This window comes from Kitasatospora sp. NPDC059327 (assembly GCF_042752535.1).
Lineage (GTDB): Bacteria > Actinomycetota > Actinomycetes > Streptomycetales > Streptomycetaceae > Kitasatospora.
In genome coordinates this window covers 193957-213577 of the sequence record NZ_JBHYYB010000004.1, presented here as the reverse complement: position 1 = coordinate 213577, position 19621 = coordinate 193957, and the positions used below count along the sequence as shown (strand labels likewise).

Here is a 19621-nt window from a genome sequence, read left to right as displayed (position 1 = left end):
AAATCGCCCCCGCCGGTGAACCGCCCCGGGCCCCGGTCCGTACGGGCCCGGCGCGCCGCCGTTCACCCCGGTCGCGGGGCGAGGGGGCGGCGGGTCACCGGGGCGGCGGGGGCGGGCCGGCCCCCGCCGCCGGGGCGTCCGGCGGCCGTGTTCAGCGCTGCTTGCCGGGCGGGGTGGTGGCCGGGGTGGTGGCCGGGGTGCTCGCGCCGGCCCCGGCGGGGTCCGGCTCGGTCCTGGGCGCCGGGTCGGGGATGTCGGCCAGCTTCAGCGACTCCTTGGGCGCGCCCCGCAGGGCCAGGTTCATGGCGTCCCGCCAGATCGGCCCGGGGCCGTCGGCGCCGAACACCTCGGTGCGGTACTTCCCGTTGATGGTGATGTTCCGCATCTCCACGCCGCCGTTCGGGCCGCCGAGCCAGACGGCGGTGGCGAGCTGCGGCGTGTAGCCGTTGAACCAGGCCGCCTTCTTGTGGTCCGAGGTGCCGGTCTTGCCCGCGATCTGCCGGTTGCCCTCCAGGCTGAGCGCCGCGCCGGTGCCGTTGTTCTCGGTCACGCCGTTCAGGATGGTGTTCAGCACCTCGGCCGTGTGCCGGGAGAACGCCTTCTCGCAGTGGCCGGCCGGGACGGTGACGTCCTTGCCGTCCACCGTGGTGATCTTGTTGATCGCGACCGGGGTGCAGTGGGTGCCCTGGGCCGCGAAGGTCGCGTAGACGTTGGCCATGGTCAGCGGGCTCATCTCCTCGACGCCCAGGGCCATCGCGGGGACCTCCTCCAGGGGCTTGCCGCTGGCGCGGGTGGTGATGCCGAGCTTGTTGGCCATCTGCTTGACCGCGCAGAGGCCGATCTCCTCCTCCATCTGCACGAAGTAGGTGTTGACCGAGAGCGCCATCGCCTGCTTCAGCTGGTACGGGCCCTTCTCGCTCGCGGACTCGTTGGGCACCACGGCCTTGGGCCGGCCCTGGTTCTTCCAGGTGCCCTCGCAGGTCTTCATCGTCGGGTACTCAAGCTTGTTCGGCGACGAGTACTCCTGGGTCGGCGACAGGCCCGCCTCCATGGCCGCCGCCACGACGACCGGCTTGAACGTGGAGCCGGGCTGGAAGCCGTTGCCGCCGCCCATCGCCGCGTCGACGTTGAGGTTGACGACGGTCTGGTTCTTGTCCGTCTTCAGGCCGTACGGGCGGGTCTGGGCCATCGCCAGGATCTTGCCGCTGCCCGGTTCGACCATGGTGGCGGCGGCCGACACCGGGTCGGTGACCCGCACGTTGTCGCTCACCGCGCTCTGGGCCGCGGCCTGCTTGTCCGGGTCGAGGGTGGTGTAGATGTTCAGACCGCCCTGGTCCCAGAACTTCTTCCGGTCGGCGGTGCTCGCACCGAACGCCGGGTCCTGCTTGACCACGTGCCGGACGTAGTCGCAGAAGAAGCCCATGCCGGCGTTGGCGGTGATGCAGCCGTTCTGCGGCTCCTTGAACCGCAGGCCCAGCGGGGCGGCCTTCGCCTCCTTCGCCTGGTCGGCGGTGATGTGCCCGTTCTCGACCATCTTGTCGAGCACCACGTCGCGTCGGTGCTGCGCGGCCTGCGGGTGCAGCTTGGGGTCGTACTGCGAGGGGTTCTGCACCAGGCCGGCCAGGGTCGCCGCCTCGGCGACCGTCAAGTCCTTGTTGCTCTTGCCGAAGTAGCGCTGGGAGGCGGCCTCGACCCCGTAGGCGCCGTTCCCGTAGTACGTGATGTTCAGGTAGTTGGTGAGGATCTGCTCCTTGGTCAGCTCCTCCTCCAGCTTGATGGCGACCTTCAGCTCCTGGATCTTGCGGCCCAGGGTCTTGCGCTGCGCCTCCTGGACGGCGGCCTGGTCGTCCCCGGCCTTCTCCACGTTGACGTTCTTCACGTACTGCTGGGTCAGCGTCGAGGCGCCCTGGGAGGTGGTGCCGCTCTCGGCGTTCTTGCTCGCGGCGCGGAGCACGCCCTTGAGGTCGACGGCGCCGTGCTCGTAGAAGCGCGCGTCCTCGATGTCCACCTGCGCCTGGCGCATGTAGGGCGACATCTGGTCGGCGGTGAGCACCGTGCGGTCGCGCTCGTAGACCTTGGCGATCAGCCCGCCCTTGGCGTCGAAGATCTGCGTGGCCTGGGTCAGCGGCGGCGTCTTGAAGTCGTCGGGGATGTCGTCGAAGCCCTCCGCCGTGCTCTTGGCCGTCAGCCCGACCGCGCCGACGGCGGGCAGGGCCACGCCGGCCAGCAGCGCACCGGACACCACGCTCACCCCCAGGAAGGTCGCGCTGTGGCGGGCCAGCCGAAGCGCCGAACCGCGGGTCGGGGCGGCGGCAGTGCTGTCGGACGAATTCTGTATCGGCGGGATGTTCGATTCCATGGCAGCACATTAGCCTCCGCTTCGGGCGGATCCGGGGCATTGTCGGGCCTGGGTGTCACAACCGTGTGACAAACGTGAAGAGCTTGGTGCGACTGTATCGCTCGTATACGTACTGAAGTTTCGCACAAGGAATTACGGGTCTCTCGGAAGGAATTCCTCGACCTCTCGGGAGATGCGGACCGGAACGAATTCGGGCCCCTGTCGTCCCGCCGGTCGTCCGGCTGTGTGCGGGTCGCTACCGGCTCGTGACCGCGCATGCCCGACGTCGCGTACGGCGCCCCCGTCCTCCCGTTCCGTGGCCCCCTGTCAGGTAGATGCCCTGGGGGCGCGAAACGTTGCACACGAACCCGGCCTCGGCGGGCCGCTGCCCGTTCGTCACACCGGAACTGCCCGTTCGGTCCCCGCCCCGTCCGGCCCGGTCCGGCCCCGGGGCCCGGTACTCAGTCCAGGTCGGCCGGGGAGAGCGGGCGCAGCCGCCGGTGCGTCGTCCGGACCTTGCCGGTGGCATCGACGTCGACGGTCTCGACCCACAGCGCGGTGTCCGCGGGCGGGGTCGCCCCGGCGGCGGTCGTCCGGGCCCGGACCAGGTCGCGGAAGGCGCCCAGGTCACCGTCCAGGGCCTCGGCGGCGGCGTACTCGCGCGACAGCCCGGCGGTGGAGCAGCCCGCCGTCGCCGGGGTGGGCAGGACTTCGGCGCCGTTCGCGCGGCGCAGGGTGACCACCGGCGAGGGGCGGTAGGCGTCCGCGAACATCGGGAGGTCGGAGAAGGGGAAGACCCGGTCGCCCAGGGCGAACGACAGTGCCGCGCACACCGCGAACACGACCGCACCGGTGGCCCCGGGGTCCAGGCCGGTCCACGGCCCGGCGCCGGCGGGCAACGGCAGCGCCACCAGGCCCGCCAGCATCGCGTTCTCCCGGAAGTCGACGGCGAGCAGCCGGAGGGAGGCGAGGTGGAAGAGCACCAGGGACAGGCCGACGGCCGCTCGCGTCCAGGGGCCGCACAGCAGCAGGGGGGTGGCGAACTCCAGCAGGAGCGCGGCCCACAGGACCGGCACCCCGAGGCCCGGCCGCCGCACCAGGAGCCGGACCGGAGCGGACTCCCGGACGCCCTCGCCGTCGCCCGCGCGGTAACGGGCGAACAGGGTGAGGTAGAAGGGGAAGAGCCGCCGGTCCGGCCAGCGCAGCCCGCGTTTGCGGACCTTGGAGACGGCCGAGACGAAGTAGTGGGCGGCCACCGCCCCCCACAGGCCCTGGGCCATCCACCCGGTGACCCGGTGCGGGTCGCCGCCGGGGGCGGCGGCGAGCCCCGCGCCGGCCACCGCGAGCAGCGCCAGCCCTGTCAGGTGGAGGTGGTGGTGGACCTTGAAGTGGCGGGTCCCGTCGTCGTCCTCGGTGACGTAACCGGCGAACTCCTGGGACAGGTGAACGGCGGTGACCGGTACGAACACGGCGGCCATGACCACCGCCGCCGCCACCGGGAGGACACCGGCGGTGAAGGCGAGGCCGGCGAGCAGCAGCGCGACGGCGAGGGCGGTGCGCACCCCGGGCCGGACGAGCCGCACGCCCAGTCGTGCCCCGAGCGTGCCCGGCCGCCAGGTCGCCCCGGGGGTCAGTCCTCGGAGGGGTTCCCGCGCGGCCAGCAGGACGACGGCGGTGAGCAGGGCCCGGAAGACCAGGTCCTGCCACCCGCCCGGGACGTCTCCGGACGGGGGCCACGCGGTGGTCTCGAACGACACTCGACATCCCCCAGCCGTGGGTGCCCGATTGTGCTTCCAGGATCGGGCACGGTGGAGGGCGCGGGGGCCGTTTCGAGTGAGCCGCTCAAAGGATGGATCATCAGATGATGTCCACTTGCCTTCCGGTGGCGGGCCCGAGCGTCGCCGGGGCGGATGACGTACGGTGTTCGCCCCGGACGGTGCGTGCCTCTCGCCCGCACGGCGCGTGCTGTCGACCCGCACGGTGCGTGTCTCTCGCCCGCACGGCGCGTGCGACAGCCCGGGATCGAGAACGGAGCGACAGATGAAGGCAGTCCGGTTCGACCGGTTCGGAGGCCCGGAGGTCCTGGAGATCGTGGAGCTCCCCGATCCGCGCCCGGGGCCCGGTCAGGTCCGGATCGCCGTGCGCGCGGCCGGCGTCAACCCGAGCGACTGGAAGAAGCGCCGGGGCCTGCTGGACGAGGAACTCCCGCAGACGCTCGGCCACGAGGCGGCGGGCGTGGTCGACGCACTCGGCGAGGGCGTCACGGACGCGGCCGTCGGCGACCGCGTGTTCGGGTTCTCCGTCGAGGGGGCGGCCCAGGCGGAGCTGGCCGTGCTGTCCCACTACGCGCCGATCCCGCCGTCGCTCGACTTCCCCGCCGCCGCCGCACTGCCCGCCGCCGTGGAGACGGCCACCCGCTCCCTCGACACGCTCGGCGTCCGGGCCGGCAGCCGGCTGCTCGTCAACGGTGCCTCCGGCAGTGTCGGCGCCGCCGCCGTCCAGCTCGCCGTGGCGCGCGGCGCACGGGTGATCGGCACGGCCGGTGCGGCCAACCACGCGTACCTGCGCTCGCTGGGCGCCGAGCCCGTCGCCTACGGCGCGGGTCTCGTGGAGCGGGTCCGCGCGCTCGCGCCCGACGGTGTCGACCTGGCGCTCGACGTGGCCGGGAGCGGGGTGCTGCCCGAACTCGTCGGGCTGGCGGGCGGTCCGGAGCACGTCGTGACCATCGCCGACTTCGCCGGTGCGCGGGAGCACGGGGTGAGGTTCAGTCGCGGGGACGACGGCCGGGCGGTCCACGCGCTCGCCGGGATCGGCGCGCTGGTCGAGGCCGGGCGCTTCGCGCTCCCGGTCGGGCGGACCTTCCCGCTCGCCGACATCGCGCAGGCGCACCGGGCCGGCGAGGACGGGCAGGTGCGCGGCAAGCTCGTACTGCTGGTCGGCTGACCCGGCTCGTGGACGGGGTCGGCCGGGCCGCGGCGACCGGGTCGGCCGGAGCGGCCGTGGTGACCGGGCACGCGCCGACGGGCCGACGGCCGGCACCACCGGAACGGGTGAAGATCCCCGAAACGCCGGACAGGCGGGCCCCGGCCCCGGCAGGCTGCTGACGGGTTCGCGGGGATCGCGGCCCGGTGGCGAGCGGAGGGGTGGGCAGTGCCGGTGGAGCAGGTGTTCGGAGGTCCCGCCCCGCCCGTGGGGTCGGTCGTCCCCCGGCAGGCCGGTGGGCAGCGGCCGGTCCCGGTGCCCCGCCATGTCGCGTGTGTGATGGACGGGAACGGCCGCTGGGCGGCGAGCCGTGATCTGCCCCGCACCTCCGGTCACCGTGCGGCCGAGGCGACGGTGATCGACGTCATCGAGGCGGCCCGGTCGGCGGGCGTCCGGTGGCTCAGCCTGTACGCGTTCTCCACCGAGAACTGGTGCCGGCCCGGCGAGGAGGTCGACTACCTCCTGCGGCTGGTGCGCCGGGTCGTGCGCAAGCACGCCCCGCTGCTGCACGCGCGGGGCATCCGCTGCCGCTTCCTCGGCGGCGCCGATCCGCGGATCCCGGCCGGCCTGGCCCGCGACTTCGCGGATCTGACGACGCTCACCAGCCGCAACCGGGGCATGACGCTGACGGTGGCGTTCGACCACGGCGGGCGGCGGGACATCGTCGAGGCCGCCCGCTCGCTGATCCGCAGCGGCGCGGCGCCCGAGACGGTCGACGAGGACTCCTTCGCGGCCCATCTGCCGTTCCCCGACACCCCGGACGTGGACCTGGTCATCCGGACCTCCGGGGAGCAGCGCATCTCGAACTTCATGCTCTGGCAGGTCGCCTACGCCGAGTGGGTCTTCCCGCCGGTGCTGTGGCCCGACTTCCGTGCCACGCACTTCCTGGAGTGCCTGGACACCTATCAGCGCCGCCACCGCCGGTTCGGTGGCGTGGTGGCCGACCCGAACGGAGAACCCGGACCGTGACCCAGACGACCGGCACCGACCCGGGCGGCGCGGATGCCGCTCCCGCGACAGCGACCGAGGCCGAAACAGCGACCGAAACATTGACCGGGGCCGGAGCCGGAGCCGCGACCGCGACCGAGGGCGCCGGGCGGTCCGGGCCGCTGTTCGGCCCGGGGACGCGGTTCCACCGGCTCTTCGACGATCCGTGCTGGGCCGTGGCCATGATCCGGGCGACGGTCCTGGAGGCCGCCCACCCGCAGATCGGCGCGGCCCTGGTCGACAGCTCCACCTTCGTGACGCACCCCTGGCGGCGGTTCACCAACACCCTGCGCAGCCTGCAGCGCATGACCGGGACGGACGAACCGGCGAGGGAGCGGGAGGCGGCCCGGCTCAACCGGATGCACGGCCGGCTGAACGGCACCGACGCCGCGAACCGGCCCTACGACGCGATGGATCCGGCGGCCCGCGCATGGGTCGTCGCCACCATGTTCGAGAGCGCCGTCATCATGTTCCGCTGGAGCGGGCGGCCGCTCGACCAGGCCGCGATGGAGGAGCTGTACGCCGAGTTCCGACGCTTCCTGGCCGTGATGGGCGACGCCTCCGGCCAACTCCCGGACTCCCTGAAGGACTTCTGGCCGTACTACGACCGGGTGGTCGAGGAGGAGCTGGAGAACACCCAGGCGCTGCGCACCATCCTGTACCACCTCTTCGACCACGTCCCGGCGCCGCCGTTGCTGGAGGGTCTGCCCACGGTGTGGGCGGCCGGGCGCGCGCTGGCCGGGCCGACGATCGGCGCGGTCACGGTCGCCTCCCTCCCGGAGGCGTTCCGCCGACGGGCGGGGTTGACCGAGATCCCCGGCGCCCAGGCGCTGACCCAGAGCACCTATCTGGCGCTGGGTGCGGCCCGGTTGCTGCCGGACGGCTGGATCACCGGTGAGAACCTGCTCGACCTGCTCTCGCTCTCGCCCGACAGCGACGATCCCAGGGCGAGGGCACTGGCGGCGGTGGGGGACGGGATGAAGCGGTTCGGCGCCTTCCTGCGCCTGGTCACCCCGCTGCCGGACGAGCCCGACCGGCCCGACGGACGGGGCAGCGGCGGTTCGTCCGGGTGGACGGCAGCGGGAGGTACGGCAGGCAGCGGTGCGCCAGCGGGCGGTGCGACAGCGGGCGGTGCTGTTCGGCGCGGTGCCGAGGAGTTCTTCGACGCCGTCCTGGACCAGACCGGGAACGGCCACCTGGACTGGCCCGATCTCGCGGCCATGGCCAGGGAGTTGTCCGGCCGGCTCGATCTGGACGAGCCGGAGGAGACCAGGCTCTACAACGCCTTCGCCGCCTGGTGGCGGGAGCTCCAGTCGACGCTCGACACCGACGGTGACGGCCGGGTCAGCCGGCAGGAGTACGCGGAGGCGGTCCCCTCGCTGGCCGGTCCGGCGCTGATCCGGGTCGCCGAGGTGCTGTTCGACGTGACCGACGCCGACGGCAACCAGAGCATCGACGCGGACGAGTACCGGGCCCTGTTCCGCACCGGCTTCCGGCGCGAACTGCTGGACGCGGACGGGACGTACTCGCGGACCGCGTTCATCAAGGACTTCCTCGCCTTCATGGCGGGTCGTCAGCACTCCACCGCCTACGACCCGTTGCTCACCCAGGCGTGAGCCCGGGCGTGCCGGCCGGGTGGTCCCGGCGGCTCGCCGCCGGCCGGGCCGGGAGCGTCCTCAGCACGGTCCGTCGGCCCTGCTGCGGCGCTCCGGTCGCGGCAGCGGCCGCGGCGCCCGGCCCTGCCCGAGGCGGTGGCTGCGGCGGTGCCTCGGTCGGGGGAGCGCGGCCGGCTCGGCGGCGGCCGGGGGACGGCCGGCGGCGTGGCGCCGGAGGAGGCCGGTGAGCTGGGTGATGGTGGTGATGACGACGGGGAGTTCGCCGTCGACGAGCAACTCGTAGCGGCGGGGCCGGTCGCAGTCACCGGGGTACCGGCCGCTCGCGCCGGCGGGGCGGTGGAGCAGGCGCGCGGTCGGTGTGAGCGTGAAGGTGGCGGAGCCGTCCTCCGCCCCCCGCCAGTTGCCCGGCCGGGTGAGCGCGCCGTCGCTGCGGTCGAGGGCCTGGGCGCCGGCGGCGGCCTGGACGGCGGCGTGCGCGAGGGCGTCGGCGGCGAGCTGGGCCGAGGCCGGAACGGGCCGGGGCGCCCTGCTGTCCCGTTCGGCCCCGGGGTGGCCCGGGCGGCGGGCGTGCCGGTCGGCCGCCACGGCGGCGAGGCCCGCGACGGCGAGGGCGAGGGTGACGCGGATTCCCGAGGGCCGTCCGCGCAGCGCGTGGTAGGCGCCGAGGCCGGCGGCCCCGGCGGCGACCGCGCGCGGGGCGGCGCCGCCCGCGAGGGCGCGCCGGACGCGGGTACCCAGGGCGGTGGTCTGTTCGGTCATCAGATGTCGCTCCGGTCGGTGAGGTGGGGCTGGTCGGGTCCGGGCACCAGGTGCTCGCCGGCGGCCCGGTCGGACCGGTCCGGTCGGGCGGTGCCGGGGCCTGGTACGACGCGCGCGTCGAGGGCCGCTGCCGGGTGGTGCCCGGTCCGGTCCGGCGAGGCGTCCGGGCCGGGGTCGGGCGGCCGGACGGCCGGGTCGCGGACCCGGGGGAGTGGCCGGTGGTCGGGGCCGCGGTGCGGCGTGTGCACCGGGAGAGGCAGGACGTCACGGTCGGCACCGTCTGTGCGAGGGAACGGGAGTCTCATCCGCTTCACATCTCTTCGGCGGGCAGGCCGGCGACCAGCGGGGGTGTGCCGGACCAGGGGTGCCCGTGACCCGGGCGGCGGAGGTCTCCCGAGCACCAGCAGTGGACCACGGCGGTCCGGGCGGCAGCCAGGCGGTTGGACCGGCAGAACTGGCGTCCGGCGGTCAACTTCCGGTAGCTCGACGGGGGTGGGCCGGGCCGGGGGGGCGGGCACGGACGTCAGCGGACCGTCCCGAGCGCGTCGAGCTCGTCGGCGGCCTCCTGCCGGCGAGGGCTGTTGAGCGCGCCGAGGGCCTCATGGGCGGCGGAGAGTGCCTGGAAGGCCTCCCGGCGGCGGCCCAACCGGGCAAGGACGCGGCCGAGGTCCAGCCGCGCCGGTTCGCTCCACGGCTTCACGTCGCGCGCCTCGAAACGGGCCAGGGCGCCGGCCAACTCGGGTTCGGCCTCGCTCCAGCGCCCCAGCGCGGCGAGGTCGTTGCCGATGTTCTGCCGGATGATGGCGCCGTACAGCTCGGCGAGGTCGGGCGACCGTCCGGGGGCGCCGGCGCGGCAGATCAGCTCCGCGCGCCGGTGGACCTCCAGGGCCTCACCCGCCCGGCCCTGCTGGCGCAGGGTGTTGCCCAGCGTGTTGAGGACGGTGAGTTCGCCGAGGTGCGCCTGGACCGAGCCGAGGGCGCCGAGGCACGCCGCCGAGTCCCGCAACCAGGCGATCGACTCGGCCACCCGCCCGGTGCGGCTCAGCGCTCCCGCGCCGTAGCCCAGGGCCCAACCGACCTGGAGCCGGTCGTCGACCTCGCGGGCCGCGGTCAGCGCGGCCTCGGCGGCGGCGAGCGCGGCCTGGTGGTCGTAGACGCAGATGTTGTACGCCCACGCCAGGTAGTTGAGGTGGACCGCCTCCTCCCGGCGGCTACCGAGCGCGCGGGCGGCGTCGGAGGAGTACCGGAAGACCTCCGCCCACAGCTCCCAGTGCTGGTTGAGGTCGGAGAACCAGTGCATCGCCTCGGCCACGTCGACCACCTGCCGATGGTGCCCCGCGCGCGCGGCGCGGCGCAGGGCGGCGAGCCAGTTCGCGCGCTCGGCCTCCAGCCAGGCACGTGCCCCCTCCCGCCCGGCCGGGAGGGACGCCGGGTCGGGATCCGCGTGCGGCGAGTCCTGGTGGTGGTCGGCGTCGAAGCGGAGCGCGGCGGCGCCCGCCCGGCCCAGGATCCACCGGTCGGCCCGCTCCAGCGCCGCCCGGATGCCCTCCGGTCCGTCCTCGGCGGCCACCTGCTCACCGGCGAACACCTTGAGGAGGTCGTGGAACCGGTAGCGCTCGGCCGTGGGGTGGGGCTGCAGGAGCCCCGCGTCGGTGAGCTCCTCCGCGTGGCGGGCGGCCTGCGCGATCGGCAGGTCGGCCAGCAGGGCGGCGATCTCGGGGCCGAAGTCGGGGCCGGCCGCCAGCGCGGCCCGCCGGAAGAGGCGTCGCGCGGCCGGTCCCAGCTGTCGGTAGGAGAGCGCGAAGACCGCCCGTACCTGCAGACTGCCCGCCTGGAGCGTGTCCAGGCGCCGCCCCTCGTCGGCGAGCCGGGCGGCCAGCTTGCCGAGGCGCTCGTCGGGCCTGGCCGCCAGCCGCTGGCCGGCGATCCGCACCGCCAGCGGCAGCAGCCCGCACAGGTCCACGATGTCGCGGGCGGCCTGCGCCTCCCGCCCGACCCGCTCCGGGCCGAGGATTCTCGTCATCAGTTCGACCGCCTCCTCGCGCCGCAGCACGCCCAGGTCGCAGCGGTGCACCGATTCGAGCCCGGCCAGGGACTGCCGGCTGGTGACGATCGTGAGGGAGCGCCCGCCGCCGGGAAGCAGCGGACGGACCTGCTCCTCGCCGGCCGCGTCGTCCAGTAGCACCAGCAGTCGCCGGTCGCGCACGACGGAGCGCCACAGCCCCGCGCGATCCCCGGTGTCGGCGGGCACGCCGCTGTCCGGTACCCCCACCGCGCGCAGCAGCGCGGCCAGCGCGTCCCGAGGCTCGGTCGGTTCGTGTCCCATCCCGTGCAGGTCGACCGCGAACAGTCCGTCCGGGAAATGCTCCGCCAACCGGTGGGCGGCATGCACCGCGAACGAGGTCTTCCCCAGCCCCGGCTCTCCGGAGACCACGGCGACCGGCGCGTGCTCGCCGTCGGCCCGCCGCACCGCCGCACGCAACCGGTCCAGCGCGGGCCCGCGCGCGGTGAAGTCCGCGATGTCGCGCGGCAGTGCCAGCGCCCCGCGGACCACGGTCGCGCCGCCCGTCTGGGGGCGTGGCCTGCCCGCGGCGGCGGCCTGTTCCAGGGCCCGCTCGCCGGTCTCGTCCAGGCCCAGTGCCTCGGCGAGCGCCCGCACCGTCCGGCGGCGCGCTCCCCGGGCCCGCCCGCGCTCCAGGTCCGCCAACGCCCGGACGCTCACCCCGGCGGCGTGCGCCAGCTGCTCCTGGCTGAGCCCGGCGTCGCCGCGCAGCCGGTACAGCAGCTGCCCGAACCCGCCTCGGCCCGATCCGTCGTTCTCCACGTGGACACCCCCCAGATCAGCCCGGTCCCGGCGCGGCCCGGCGGAGGTGTGACCGCCGCTCCGACCGGACCCGGCGGAAGTATCGCCGAGGGCGCGACCCTACCGGCCCGGCCGTCCGCCAGCCGGACCGACCCGGTCCCAGCCCGTGCGGACCGAAGCGCTCGCGTCGACCGGAAACCCCGCGTCCACCGGAAACCCCGCGCCGACCCGGAAGGCCCGCGTCGACCGGAACGCCCGCGCGCCGTCGGAGACCGGAGAGCCGGCCGAGGGCGCGCGGGCGAGCGGGTGGGCGGGTGGCCGGCTACCGGAACAGGCGGTCGCCGCTGGTGGCCATGCGATGGGTGGAGCCGTGGCGGTTCACCCAGTCACGGACGAGGTTGACGGCGTTGGCGCACTGCCAGCCGTTGTCGTACTCGCGCACCCCGGTGAAGCTGCCGTAGCCCGCGATGATGCCGTCCACCCGGGCGTCGCCGAGAAGCTTGTCGACGTACCACGGATCGTTGTAGGTGGTCGTCCAGGACAGCGTGGCCGCGAGCCGCCCGGCGGCGCGGTCCCCGGCACCCTTCTTGAGCTCCGCGCAGGTGTTGTAGGCGGCTTCGGTGCAGTTGCCGAACCCCTTGGTGATGTCGGAGTCGCCGTAGTCCATCGCCCGGTGGCCGGCCGGGAACCCGGAGCCGGACCGGTCGAAGGCGCCAAGGACCTGGTCGCGGGTCCCGGTCGACGTGATGCCCTCCAGGCTGCCGAGCCGGCCCTCCAGGCTCTTCCAGCCCCGGCCGCCGACGTCCGGCGTGTTGCCGCCGTGGTACTCGAAGAAGCCGTAGAGCACCTGGATCCCGGCGGCCGTCAGCCGTTGCGCCTTGTCGCGCAGTCCGGCGACGCTGCAGCCGCGGTTCGGCTCCTCCCCGCAGTAGTTCGGGTCCTTGATGTCCAGCCAGACCAGGCTCAACCGCCGTCCCGCGCCGGCGTTGGCGAGGATGCGGTCGAGCATGCTGTCGAAGCTGGGGCCCAGCCGGTTCTCACCGGCCGAGGAACAGTCGTGGTAGGCCCGCCACTCGTTCGGGTTCCACCAGGCGCAGACGTCGATCTCGATGGCGTTGGCACCGTGGCCGAGCGCGGCGTCCACGCCGTCCAGGGTGTCCACCCGGTGCGCGATGGCGTAGACCGGCCGACGCTGATCGGCGGCCGCCGCCGGGGCGCCACCGGGCGCGGTGGGGGCGGCGATGGCGGGCGCGGCCGTGACGAGCAGCGCCGCCGCGCCCGCCGCCGCGGCGGCGGCACGGAGGAGACGTCGTACGGGCAGAGGCATGGGTGCTCCCTTTCCACGCGGGATCCGGTCCCGTTCCGTCCCGGGATCCGGGGTGAGGCGATTCCCGTTGATCATTGCGTGCATGACAAATGAACGAGGAGTACGATCTCGGCCAACTTCGTACACCAAGGGCTGGACGGGAAGGGGGCGCGCCGGGCTCCGGCGCGGCGGCGGTCAGCGCGGGAGTACCCAGCCCGGCCGCCAGGTCCCGACGGCGTCGTGGCCGGCCGTCGCGGCGGCCAGGTGGGCGCGCAGGGTGGTCAGCGCCGGGTGCGGGTTGTCGCGGTGCCAGAGCAGCGAGTGGGGGTAGACCGGTGTCGGGTCGGTCACCGGGATGCGGCGCAGGCCGTGGTCGGCGGGCCAGATGAGACGGGTCCGCCCGCCCATGAAGGTGGCCAGCGCCGGGGTGTCGGCGATGGTGTCGAGCAGGGCGTCGGAGCCGAAGTTGGGGCCGGTCACCTCGATGTCGAGGCCGAACCCGGCGACGAGGTCGTCGTAGTAGGCCGTCCACTCGGTGCCGGGGACGACGCCGGGCATCCAGATCCGGTGCCCGGCGAGCTGGGCGAGAGTCACCGACCGGGCGCCCGCCAGTACGTGGCCGGGGCCGGTGAGGAGGTCGAGCGGCTCGTCGAGCACCCGGACGGACTCGATGTCCTCGGGCAGCGGCCGGCCGGGCGCGGCGACGGCGCGGAACGAGGCGTCGATCGCACCGGACCGGATGGCGGCGACGGCCGTGTCGATGTCGAACAGGGTCAGCACGTCGAGCTCGACGTCCGGGTGCACGCGGTGGAAGCCGCGCATCAGGCCCGACTGCGCGCTGCGCGAGGTGAGCACGTCGACGCGCAGCGGGCGGCGGCCCGCCCGCACGGACGCCACCGCGCGTTCGGCGACCCGCAGCAGCTCGCGCGCGTGGGGCAGGAACGCCTGGCCGTCGATGGTGAGCGCGGCGCCGCGCGGGGTGCGGGTGAACAACCGCACGCCGAGGCCGCGCTCCAGCGCGGCGATCCGCTTGGAGACGGCCTGCTGGGTGACCGCCAGCTCGGTGGCGGCCTCCTGGAACTGCCCCGCCTCGGCGGCGGCGACGAAGGTCCGGACGGTGTCGAGATCCATACCGACACCCTAAGGCCACAACGGGTGGTTGTGGCTGGGCGGCTCGCGGTTGTTTGATCCCCGGGTACGGCGCTCGCTTTGATGCTTCCGATCGCTGATCGGTTGTACGGGCCAAGGGTGAGGGGCGTCGGAGATGGGGAGCGGGCACCGGCTGGGGGAACTGCTCGGGCATCGCCTGGGGTGGCGGTTCGGGTGGCTCTGGGGGGCGTACGGGACGAGCGCGCTCGGCACCTGGCTCGCCTTCGGCGCCCTCCCGCTGATCGCCATCCGGGTGCTGCACGCCGGGCCGGCCGAGGTCGCCGCGCTCGCCGGCGTCGGGGCCGCCGTGGGCGCGGCCGCGGCGGTGCCGCTCGGCCCGTGGGTGGAGTACCGCCGCAAGCGGCCCGTGCTGATCGCGACGGACCTGGTGCGGTGCGCGGCGCTGCTGACGATCCCCGCCGGGTTCGCGCTCGGCGTGCTCACCTTCCTCCAGCTCCTCCTGGTCTCGGTGGTGGTCGCGGCGGCCGACATCACCTTCCGGGCCGCCTCGGGCGCCTATCTGAAGACGCTGCTCCCGGCCGAGGACCTGCTCCTCGCCGGCGCCCGCTTCGAATCCACGGCCTGGACGACCACGATCGTCGGACCGCCGCTGGGCGGCGCGCTCATCGGACTCCTCGGTCCGGTGGCGACGGTGGCGGCCGACGCCGTCAGCTACCTGCTCTCGGCCCTCGGGATCCGCGCGACGGGCGGGGACGAGCCGCCGCCCCCGCCCCGGCCGGCCGCGCGCCCGCGGGCCGGGGACCTGCTCGACGGGTGGCGGTTCATCCTCGCCGACCCGGTCCTGCGTCCGCTGCTCCTCAACACCGCCGTGTTCAACGGCCTGGTGATGGCCGCCGAGCCGCCGCTGGCCGTCCTGCTGCTCGACCGGCTCGGCTTCGCGCCGTGGCAGTACGGCCTCGCCTTCGCGGTGCCCTCGGTCGGCGGCCTGCTCGGCGCACGGCTGGCCCGGCCGCTCGTCGCCCGCTTCGGGCAGCGCGAGGTCCTGGTCGCGTCCGGGGCGCTGCGCGCGCTCTGGCCCGTCGGTCTGGCCTTCCCTGGGGAGGGCACCGGAGGGCTGCTGCTGGTGATGGGCGTGGAGTTCGGCCTGATCCTCTGCTGCGCGGTCTTCAACCCGGTGTCCGCCACCTACCGGCTCCGGCGCACCGCCACCGACCGGGTCGCCCGCACGCTGTCCGCCTGGGCGGTGACCACCAAGGCCGCGACCGCGCTGCTGGTGCTCCTCTGGGGCGTGCTGGGCGCGCTGCTCGGCCCTCGTGCGGCCGTCGGCCTGGCCGGCGTGCTCCTGCTGGCGACTCCGTTGCTGCTGCCCGGCGGCGCGGCAGCGCTGGCGTCGGCGTCGGAGCCGGAGCCGGGGTCCGAGCCCGAGTCGGCGCCGGTGGGCCGGTGATCGGTGGGCCGGTGATCGGTGCGCCGAGGCGCCGGTGCTCGGTGGGCCGGTGATCGGTGCCCGGCTCTCCCGGGCACCGATCACGGCCGTCAGCCGCAGGAGGCGATGAACCGCAGCAGGTGCCCGTTGACCACGTCGGGGCGCTCCAGGTTGAGGCCGTGGCCCGCCTGCGGCACGATCTCGGCCCGGACTCCCGGGATCAGCCCGGCGACCCGCTCCCGCGCGCGGTGCGCGCGGACCAGGGCGCTGCGGCGCCCCAGCAGGACGAGCGCGGGCAGCCGGATGGAGCTCAGCTCCCGGTCGGTGAACGGCTGGACCGGGGGGCGGGTGTTGGGCCGGTACGTCCGCATGCCCAGCATCAGCGGGGCGAGCATCTCGGGCGGCGAGCCGAGGGCGGGGTTGGCGAGCAGCCGGCCGAGTGCGGGGCGGAGCCGCCGGGGGGCGAGCATCCCGAACAGGCCGCCGATCAGGTGGGCGTAGAAGCGCGCGGGGACCTTGTCGATGCCGCCCGGGTCCAGTGCCGTGACCGACGCGAGGCCCTCGGGCGCGTGCACGGCCTGGTTGAGGGCGAGCCAGCCGCCGTAGGACGCGCCGACCAGGTGGACCCGCTCCGGTCCGAGCGCGGCGAGGACCTCGCCGAGCCAGGCCGCGTTCTCCGCCGGGCCGGTCGCGACGGCGCGCTGCACACTGCGGCCGGGGTCGTCCAGCGTGTCGACCGCGTACACCGGGTGGTGCTCACCCAGGGCGCTGATCTGCGGGTACCAGTTCGAGGCGTGTCCGGCGTGGCCGTGCAGGAGCACGATCGGCTCGCCGGTCGGGGCTCCGTAGTGGTGGACGTGGACGGTGCCGTAGCCGGTCTCGAAATCCAGTTCCCGGCGCGGGCCCGGCCACAGGTCCATGGCCCGGTCGTACGCCGCCAGGAACTTCGTCCGGGCTTCCTCGCTGGTGAAACGTCCGACACTCGTCCTGGTCATGACCCCTCCCGGTCCGCGAAACGGCAACGCTTGATGGTATGTTTGTACCATAAAAATGTTCGAAGGGAACCCCATGCCGAAACTGGTGGATCACGAGGAGCGCCGGGCCCACATCATCGAGGCGCTGCTCCGGGTGGCGGCGGACGGCGGACTGCACGCCGTCACCATGCGGTCCGTCGCGACCGGGGCGGGCGTCTCGGTGCGGCTCGTGCAGTACTACTTCGACACCAAGGAGCAACTGCTGCTCGCCGCGCTCACCCACCTGGCCGTGCGGATGGGCGAGCGGGTCCGCGACCGGGTGCGGGAGGCCGGCTCCTCGACGGATCCGCGCGATGTCGTCGAGGCGGTGCTGCTCGAAGCGGTGCCGACCGACCGGGAGAGCCGGACCTTCCATCTCGTTTACACCGAGTACGCGGTGCTCTCCGTCACCGACCCGGCGCTCGCCGGGCAGCCGTTCCTCGCGGCACCCGACGAGATGGAGGCCTTCCTGGTCGACCGGCTGGCCGCCGCGCAGCGGGCCGGGGACGCCGACCCGCACCTGGACGCCCGCCGGGAGGCCGTCGTCCTGCTGTCCGTCTCGGCCGGCCTCGGCCTGAGCGTCCTGCTCGGCCAGCGGACGGCGCGGGACGCGGTCGAGGTCCTGCGCTACCACCTCGGTCGGATCTTCCCCGGCGGGCGGGCCCGCGACGACGGCGGCACGGCGGCCGGGCGGGGGTGAGCGTCGGCCGGCCGGACCGTGCCCGGCGCGGCCGTCCGCTACCCGCGCATGACGGCGGGTTCGTGGCGGCGGAGCAGCCGGCTGACCAGGATCCCGCACAGCACCGAGAGGGCGACCAGCATGCCCATGTCGAGCAGCCAGGTGGAGGGCTGGTGGGTGAAGATCGGGTCATTGCTGAAGGTGTCGGGGAAGACCCGGGCGAGGTCCATGGTGGCGACCATCGCGCCGAAGGCCCAGCGGGAAGGGACCAGCCAGGAGAGCTGGTTGAGCACCAGGGCGTTGCTCAGCTGCAACAGCGCGCCGCAGAACACCACCTGGATGATGGCGACCAGGACCAGCAGCGGCATGGTCACCTCCTCCTTCTTCACCAGCGCGGAGATCACCAGGCCGAGCATCATCGCGGTCACCGAGAGCATCGCGACGGCCAGGGTGATCTCGACCAGCGGGGGCATGAAGATGCCCTTGGTGCCCGGGGGCCCGAGTTGCACGCCGACCAGGGCGACCATGGTGAGGACCACCGACTGGACGACCGTGATGGTGCCGAGCACCACGATCTTCGAGCAGAGGTACGCGGATCTGGACAGGCCGACGGCTCTCTCGCGTTGGTAGATGCTGCGCTCCTTGACCAGCTCGCGCACCGAGTTGGCGGCGCCGATCAGCACGCCGCTGACGCAGAGGATGAGCAGCGTGTTGAGAGCGGTGGAGTTGTCGAGGCGGCTGCCGGCCAGGGCGCGGGCCAGGGCGCCCATGATGAACGGCAGGGCGATCATCACGGCGAGGAAGGTGCGGTCGGCGGACAGCGCGGTGGCGTAGCGCCGGACCAGGGTGGAGACCTGCTTGCTCCAGCGGCGCGGCTTGGGCTTGGGCGCGGTCGGTGGGGCGGCGGCCGCCGGGGCGGCGGGGCCGGGCGGGACGGGCCCGGGGGTCGCGCCGGCGATGTAGCGGCGGTAGGGAGGGGAGGCGCGGTACTGGCCGACCCAGTCCCGGTCGGTCTGGTTCTCGAACGCGTCGAAGGCCTCGGACCAGCGGCTGAACCCGAAGTAGTCGAGCGTCTCCGCGGGCGGCCCGTACCAGGCGAGCCGCCCGCCGGAGACGAGCAGCAGCAGGCGGTCGCACAGGTCGAGGCTCAGCACGCTGTGGGTGACCACGATGACGGTGTGCCCGTCGTCGGCGAGGTCGCGGAGCATCTGCATCACGGAGCGGTCCATGCCCGGGTCGAGGCCGCTGGTGGGCTCGTCGAGGAAGAGCAGGGAGGGCTTGGTGAGCAGTTCGAGGGCGACGCTGACGCGTTTGCGCTGGCCGCCGGAGAGGCTGGAGATCACCTGGTCGGCGCGTTCGGTCAGGCCGAGTTCGGCGATCACCTCCTCGACCCGGGCGGCCCGTTCGGCGGGGGCGGTGTCGCCGGGGAAGCGCAGTTCGGCGGCGTAGCCGAGGGCCCGGCGGACGGTCAGCTGGGTGTGCAGGATGTCGTCCTGCGGGACGAGGCCGATGCGCTGGCGCAGCTCGGCGTACTCGCGGTACAGGTCGCGCCCGTCGTAGCGGACGGTGCCGCGATCGGCGGGGCGCAGTCCGGTGAGGGCGTTCAGCAGGGTGGACTTTCCGGCGCCGCTGGGGCCCGCGACGGCGAGCAGGCAGTGCTGGCCGACCGGGAAGGTGACGTTGTCGAGCAGGACGCGGCCGCCGGCGACCTCGACGCTCAGGCCTTCGACGTCGAGATCGATGTCGCCGGTGTCGACGAACTCCTGCAACTGGTCGCCGACCAGGCAGAACTCCGAGTGGCCGATGCCGATCAGGTCCCCGGAGCCGACCAGCGCCTGCCGGACGGGCCGGCCGTTGAGGTAGGTGCCGTTGTGGCTCTCCAGGTCGACGATCTCGTACCAGCCGTCGGCGTGGGCCCGCAGCTCGGCGTGGTGCCGGGAGACCGACAGATCACCGGTGACCAGGTCGTTGTCGGGCGCCCGACCGATCCGGATCACCTTGGTGGGCAGGGGCCGGACGCTGGTCGGCGGGCGGTGCGAGCCGGTGATGGAGGTCAGCGCGGAGGGCGGCAGATCGCTCACGGCGGTCGGCCTGGCCACGGCGCTCAGCGTGCAGCGGGGCCCGTCGGAGGCGCTGCCGAAGCGGACCGTGTACCCGGGGCCGACGTCCAGGTGCTCGACGCGGTGGCCCTTGCAGAAGGTGCCGTTGGTGGAGCCGGTGTCGTCGAGCACCCAGTGGCCGTCCCCGACGTGCAGGACGGCGTGGTGCCAGGAGACCCGCGGGTCGCTGAGCACGACGTCGCTCGTGGGGTCACGCCCGACGGCGTAGCTGTGGCCCGGGCTGATCACCTTCGAGTCGCTGTCGGTCTCGAGGACGAGCTGGGGCGCGGTGAGCGCGAATTCTCGCTCTGCCATACGACCGATGCTAGTCCCGCCGGAGGGCACCTGCCCGGGTGGCGGGGACCGATGGCCGGCCGGCGGGCGTCCGGCGCGGGTGGCCGAGGGTTGCGGCCCCCCCCGCCCGGGGGGGTGCGACGGGGGGACGCCGGCGCGCCGGGGCGGGCCCGGGGCGGGCCGCGGGGGGGGGGCCCGGCGGCGGGCGC

The 19621-nt window shown here is 74.3% G+C and carries 14 protein-coding genes; 5 read left to right on the top strand and 9 right to left on the bottom strand.

Annotated features, from left to right (window positions below; all coding sequences use genetic code 11):
- Positions 1-151: 151 nt before the first annotated feature.
- Both ACFXHB_RS04580 and ACFXHB_RS04575 read right to left on the bottom strand, forming a co-directional pair.
- On the bottom strand, positions 152-2359 hold the full coding sequence (locus tag ACFXHB_RS04580) for a transglycosylase domain-containing protein (protein WP_380572011.1): 2208 nt from the start codon (positions 2357-2359) through the stop codon (positions 152-154).
- Positions 2360-2799: 440 nt separating this feature from the next.
- Entirely contained in the window at positions 2800-4095 is a 1296-nt protein-coding gene (locus ACFXHB_RS04575) for a hypothetical protein (RefSeq protein WP_380572010.1), read from the bottom strand.
- A 283-nt stretch (positions 4096-4378) separates the two neighbouring features.
- Between ACFXHB_RS04575 and ACFXHB_RS04570 the strand changes: the two genes are divergently transcribed.
- The 3 genes from ACFXHB_RS04570 (at position 4379) to ACFXHB_RS04560 (ending at position 7923) form a co-directional block, all read left to right on the top strand.
- Complete coding sequence (locus tag ACFXHB_RS04570) at positions 4379-5281, top strand: NADP-dependent oxidoreductase (protein ID WP_380572009.1); 903 nt, start codon at positions 4379-4381, stop codon at positions 5279-5281.
- Positions 5282-5527: 246 nt separating this feature from the next.
- Entirely contained in the window at positions 5528-6289 is a 762-nt protein-coding gene (gene uppS, locus ACFXHB_RS04565; RefSeq protein WP_380572051.1) for a polyprenyl diphosphate synthase, read from the top strand.
- Positions 6290-6369: 80 nt separating this feature from the next.
- On the top strand, positions 6370-7923 hold the full coding sequence (locus tag ACFXHB_RS04560; RefSeq protein WP_380572049.1) for an oxygenase MpaB family protein: 1554 nt from the start codon (positions 6370-6372) through the stop codon (positions 7921-7923).
- A 60-nt stretch (positions 7924-7983) separates the two neighbouring features.
- Here ACFXHB_RS04560 and ACFXHB_RS04555 read toward each other — a convergent pair whose 3' ends face one another.
- From ACFXHB_RS04555 to ACFXHB_RS04535, 5 genes are all read right to left on the bottom strand, one after another.
- The gene (locus ACFXHB_RS04555) at positions 7984-8682 is read right to left on the bottom strand and encodes a hypothetical protein (protein WP_380572008.1); all 699 of its coding nucleotides are present in this window, start codon (positions 8680-8682) and stop codon (positions 7984-7986) included.
- Positions 8682-8930: a hypothetical protein gene (locus tag ACFXHB_RS04550; RefSeq protein WP_380572007.1), complete on the bottom strand. Its 249-nt coding sequence runs from the start codon at positions 8928-8930 to the stop codon at positions 8682-8684. The genes ACFXHB_RS04555 and ACFXHB_RS04550 overlap by 1 nt, the downstream gene beginning before the upstream one ends.
- A gap of 275 nt (positions 8931-9205) precedes the next feature.
- Positions 9206-11506 (bottom strand): ATP-binding protein, encoded by a 2301-nt coding sequence (locus ACFXHB_RS04545; protein WP_380572006.1) that lies wholly within the window; start codon positions 11504-11506, stop codon positions 9206-9208.
- A gap of 301 nt (positions 11507-11807) precedes the next feature.
- Positions 11808-12812: a phospholipase gene (locus ACFXHB_RS04540; RefSeq protein WP_380572005.1), complete on the bottom strand. Its 1005-nt coding sequence runs from the start codon at positions 12810-12812 to the stop codon at positions 11808-11810.
- A gap of 174 nt (positions 12813-12986) precedes the next feature.
- Positions 12987-13922, bottom strand: coding sequence for a LysR family transcriptional regulator (locus ACFXHB_RS04535; RefSeq protein ID WP_380572004.1), 936 nt, complete (start codon positions 13920-13922; stop codon positions 12987-12989).
- Positions 13923-14055: 133 nt separating this feature from the next.
- On the opposite strand from ACFXHB_RS04535, the gene ACFXHB_RS04530 reads away from it, so the two are divergent.
- Positions 14056-15348 (top strand): MFS transporter, encoded by a 1293-nt coding sequence (locus tag ACFXHB_RS04530; RefSeq protein WP_380572003.1) that lies wholly within the window; start codon positions 14056-14058, stop codon positions 15346-15348.
- An 89-nt stretch (positions 15349-15437) separates the two neighbouring features.
- On the opposite strand, the gene ACFXHB_RS04525 is transcribed toward ACFXHB_RS04530, so the two are convergent.
- Positions 15438-16322, bottom strand: coding sequence for an alpha/beta fold hydrolase (locus ACFXHB_RS04525; RefSeq protein WP_380572002.1), 885 nt, complete (start codon positions 16320-16322; stop codon positions 15438-15440).
- 73 nt (positions 16323-16395) lie between these two features.
- Here ACFXHB_RS04525 and ACFXHB_RS04520 point away from each other — a divergent pair, with 73 nt between their 5' ends.
- Positions 16396-17040, top strand: coding sequence for a TetR/AcrR family transcriptional regulator (locus ACFXHB_RS04520; RefSeq protein ID WP_380572001.1), 645 nt, complete (start codon positions 16396-16398; stop codon positions 17038-17040).
- Between the two features lie 38 nt (positions 17041-17078).
- Here ACFXHB_RS04520 and ACFXHB_RS04515 read toward each other — a convergent pair whose 3' ends face one another.
- Positions 17079-19433: an FHA domain-containing protein gene (locus tag ACFXHB_RS04515; RefSeq protein WP_380572000.1), complete on the bottom strand. Its 2355-nt coding sequence runs from the start codon at positions 19431-19433 to the stop codon at positions 17079-17081.
- Positions 19434-19621: the final 188 nt, after the last annotated feature.

Coding starts and splice junctions, on each gene's coding strand:
- ACFXHB_RS04520 (WP_380572001.1), top strand. CDS start 16,396: ATGCCGAAACTGGTGGATCACGAGGAGCGCCGGGCCCACATCATCGAG.
- ACFXHB_RS04580 (WP_380572011.1), bottom strand. CDS start 2,359: ATGGAATCGAACATCCCGCCGATACAGAATTCGTCCGACAGCACTGCC.
- ACFXHB_RS04530 (WP_380572003.1), top strand. CDS start 14,056: ATGGGGAGCGGGCACCGGCTGGGGGAACTGCTCGGGCATCGCCTGGGG.
- ACFXHB_RS04535 (WP_380572004.1), bottom strand. CDS start 13,922: ATGGATCTCGACACCGTCCGGACCTTCGTCGCCGCCGCCGAGGCGGGG.
- ACFXHB_RS04555 (WP_380572008.1), bottom strand. CDS start 8,682: ATGACCGAACAGACCACCGCCCTGGGTACCCGCGTCCGGCGCGCCCTC.
- ACFXHB_RS04515 (WP_380572000.1), bottom strand. CDS start 19,433: ATGGCAGAGCGAGAATTCGCGCTCACCGCGCCCCAGCTCGTCCTCGAG.
- ACFXHB_RS04570 (WP_380572009.1), top strand. CDS start 4,379: ATGAAGGCAGTCCGGTTCGACCGGTTCGGAGGCCCGGAGGTCCTGGAG.
- ACFXHB_RS04525 (WP_380572002.1), bottom strand. CDS start 16,322: ATGACCAGGACGAGTGTCGGACGTTTCACCAGCGAGGAAGCCCGGACG.
- ACFXHB_RS04540 (WP_380572005.1), bottom strand. CDS start 12,812: ATGCCTCTGCCCGTACGACGTCTCCTCCGTGCCGCCGCCGCGGCGGCG.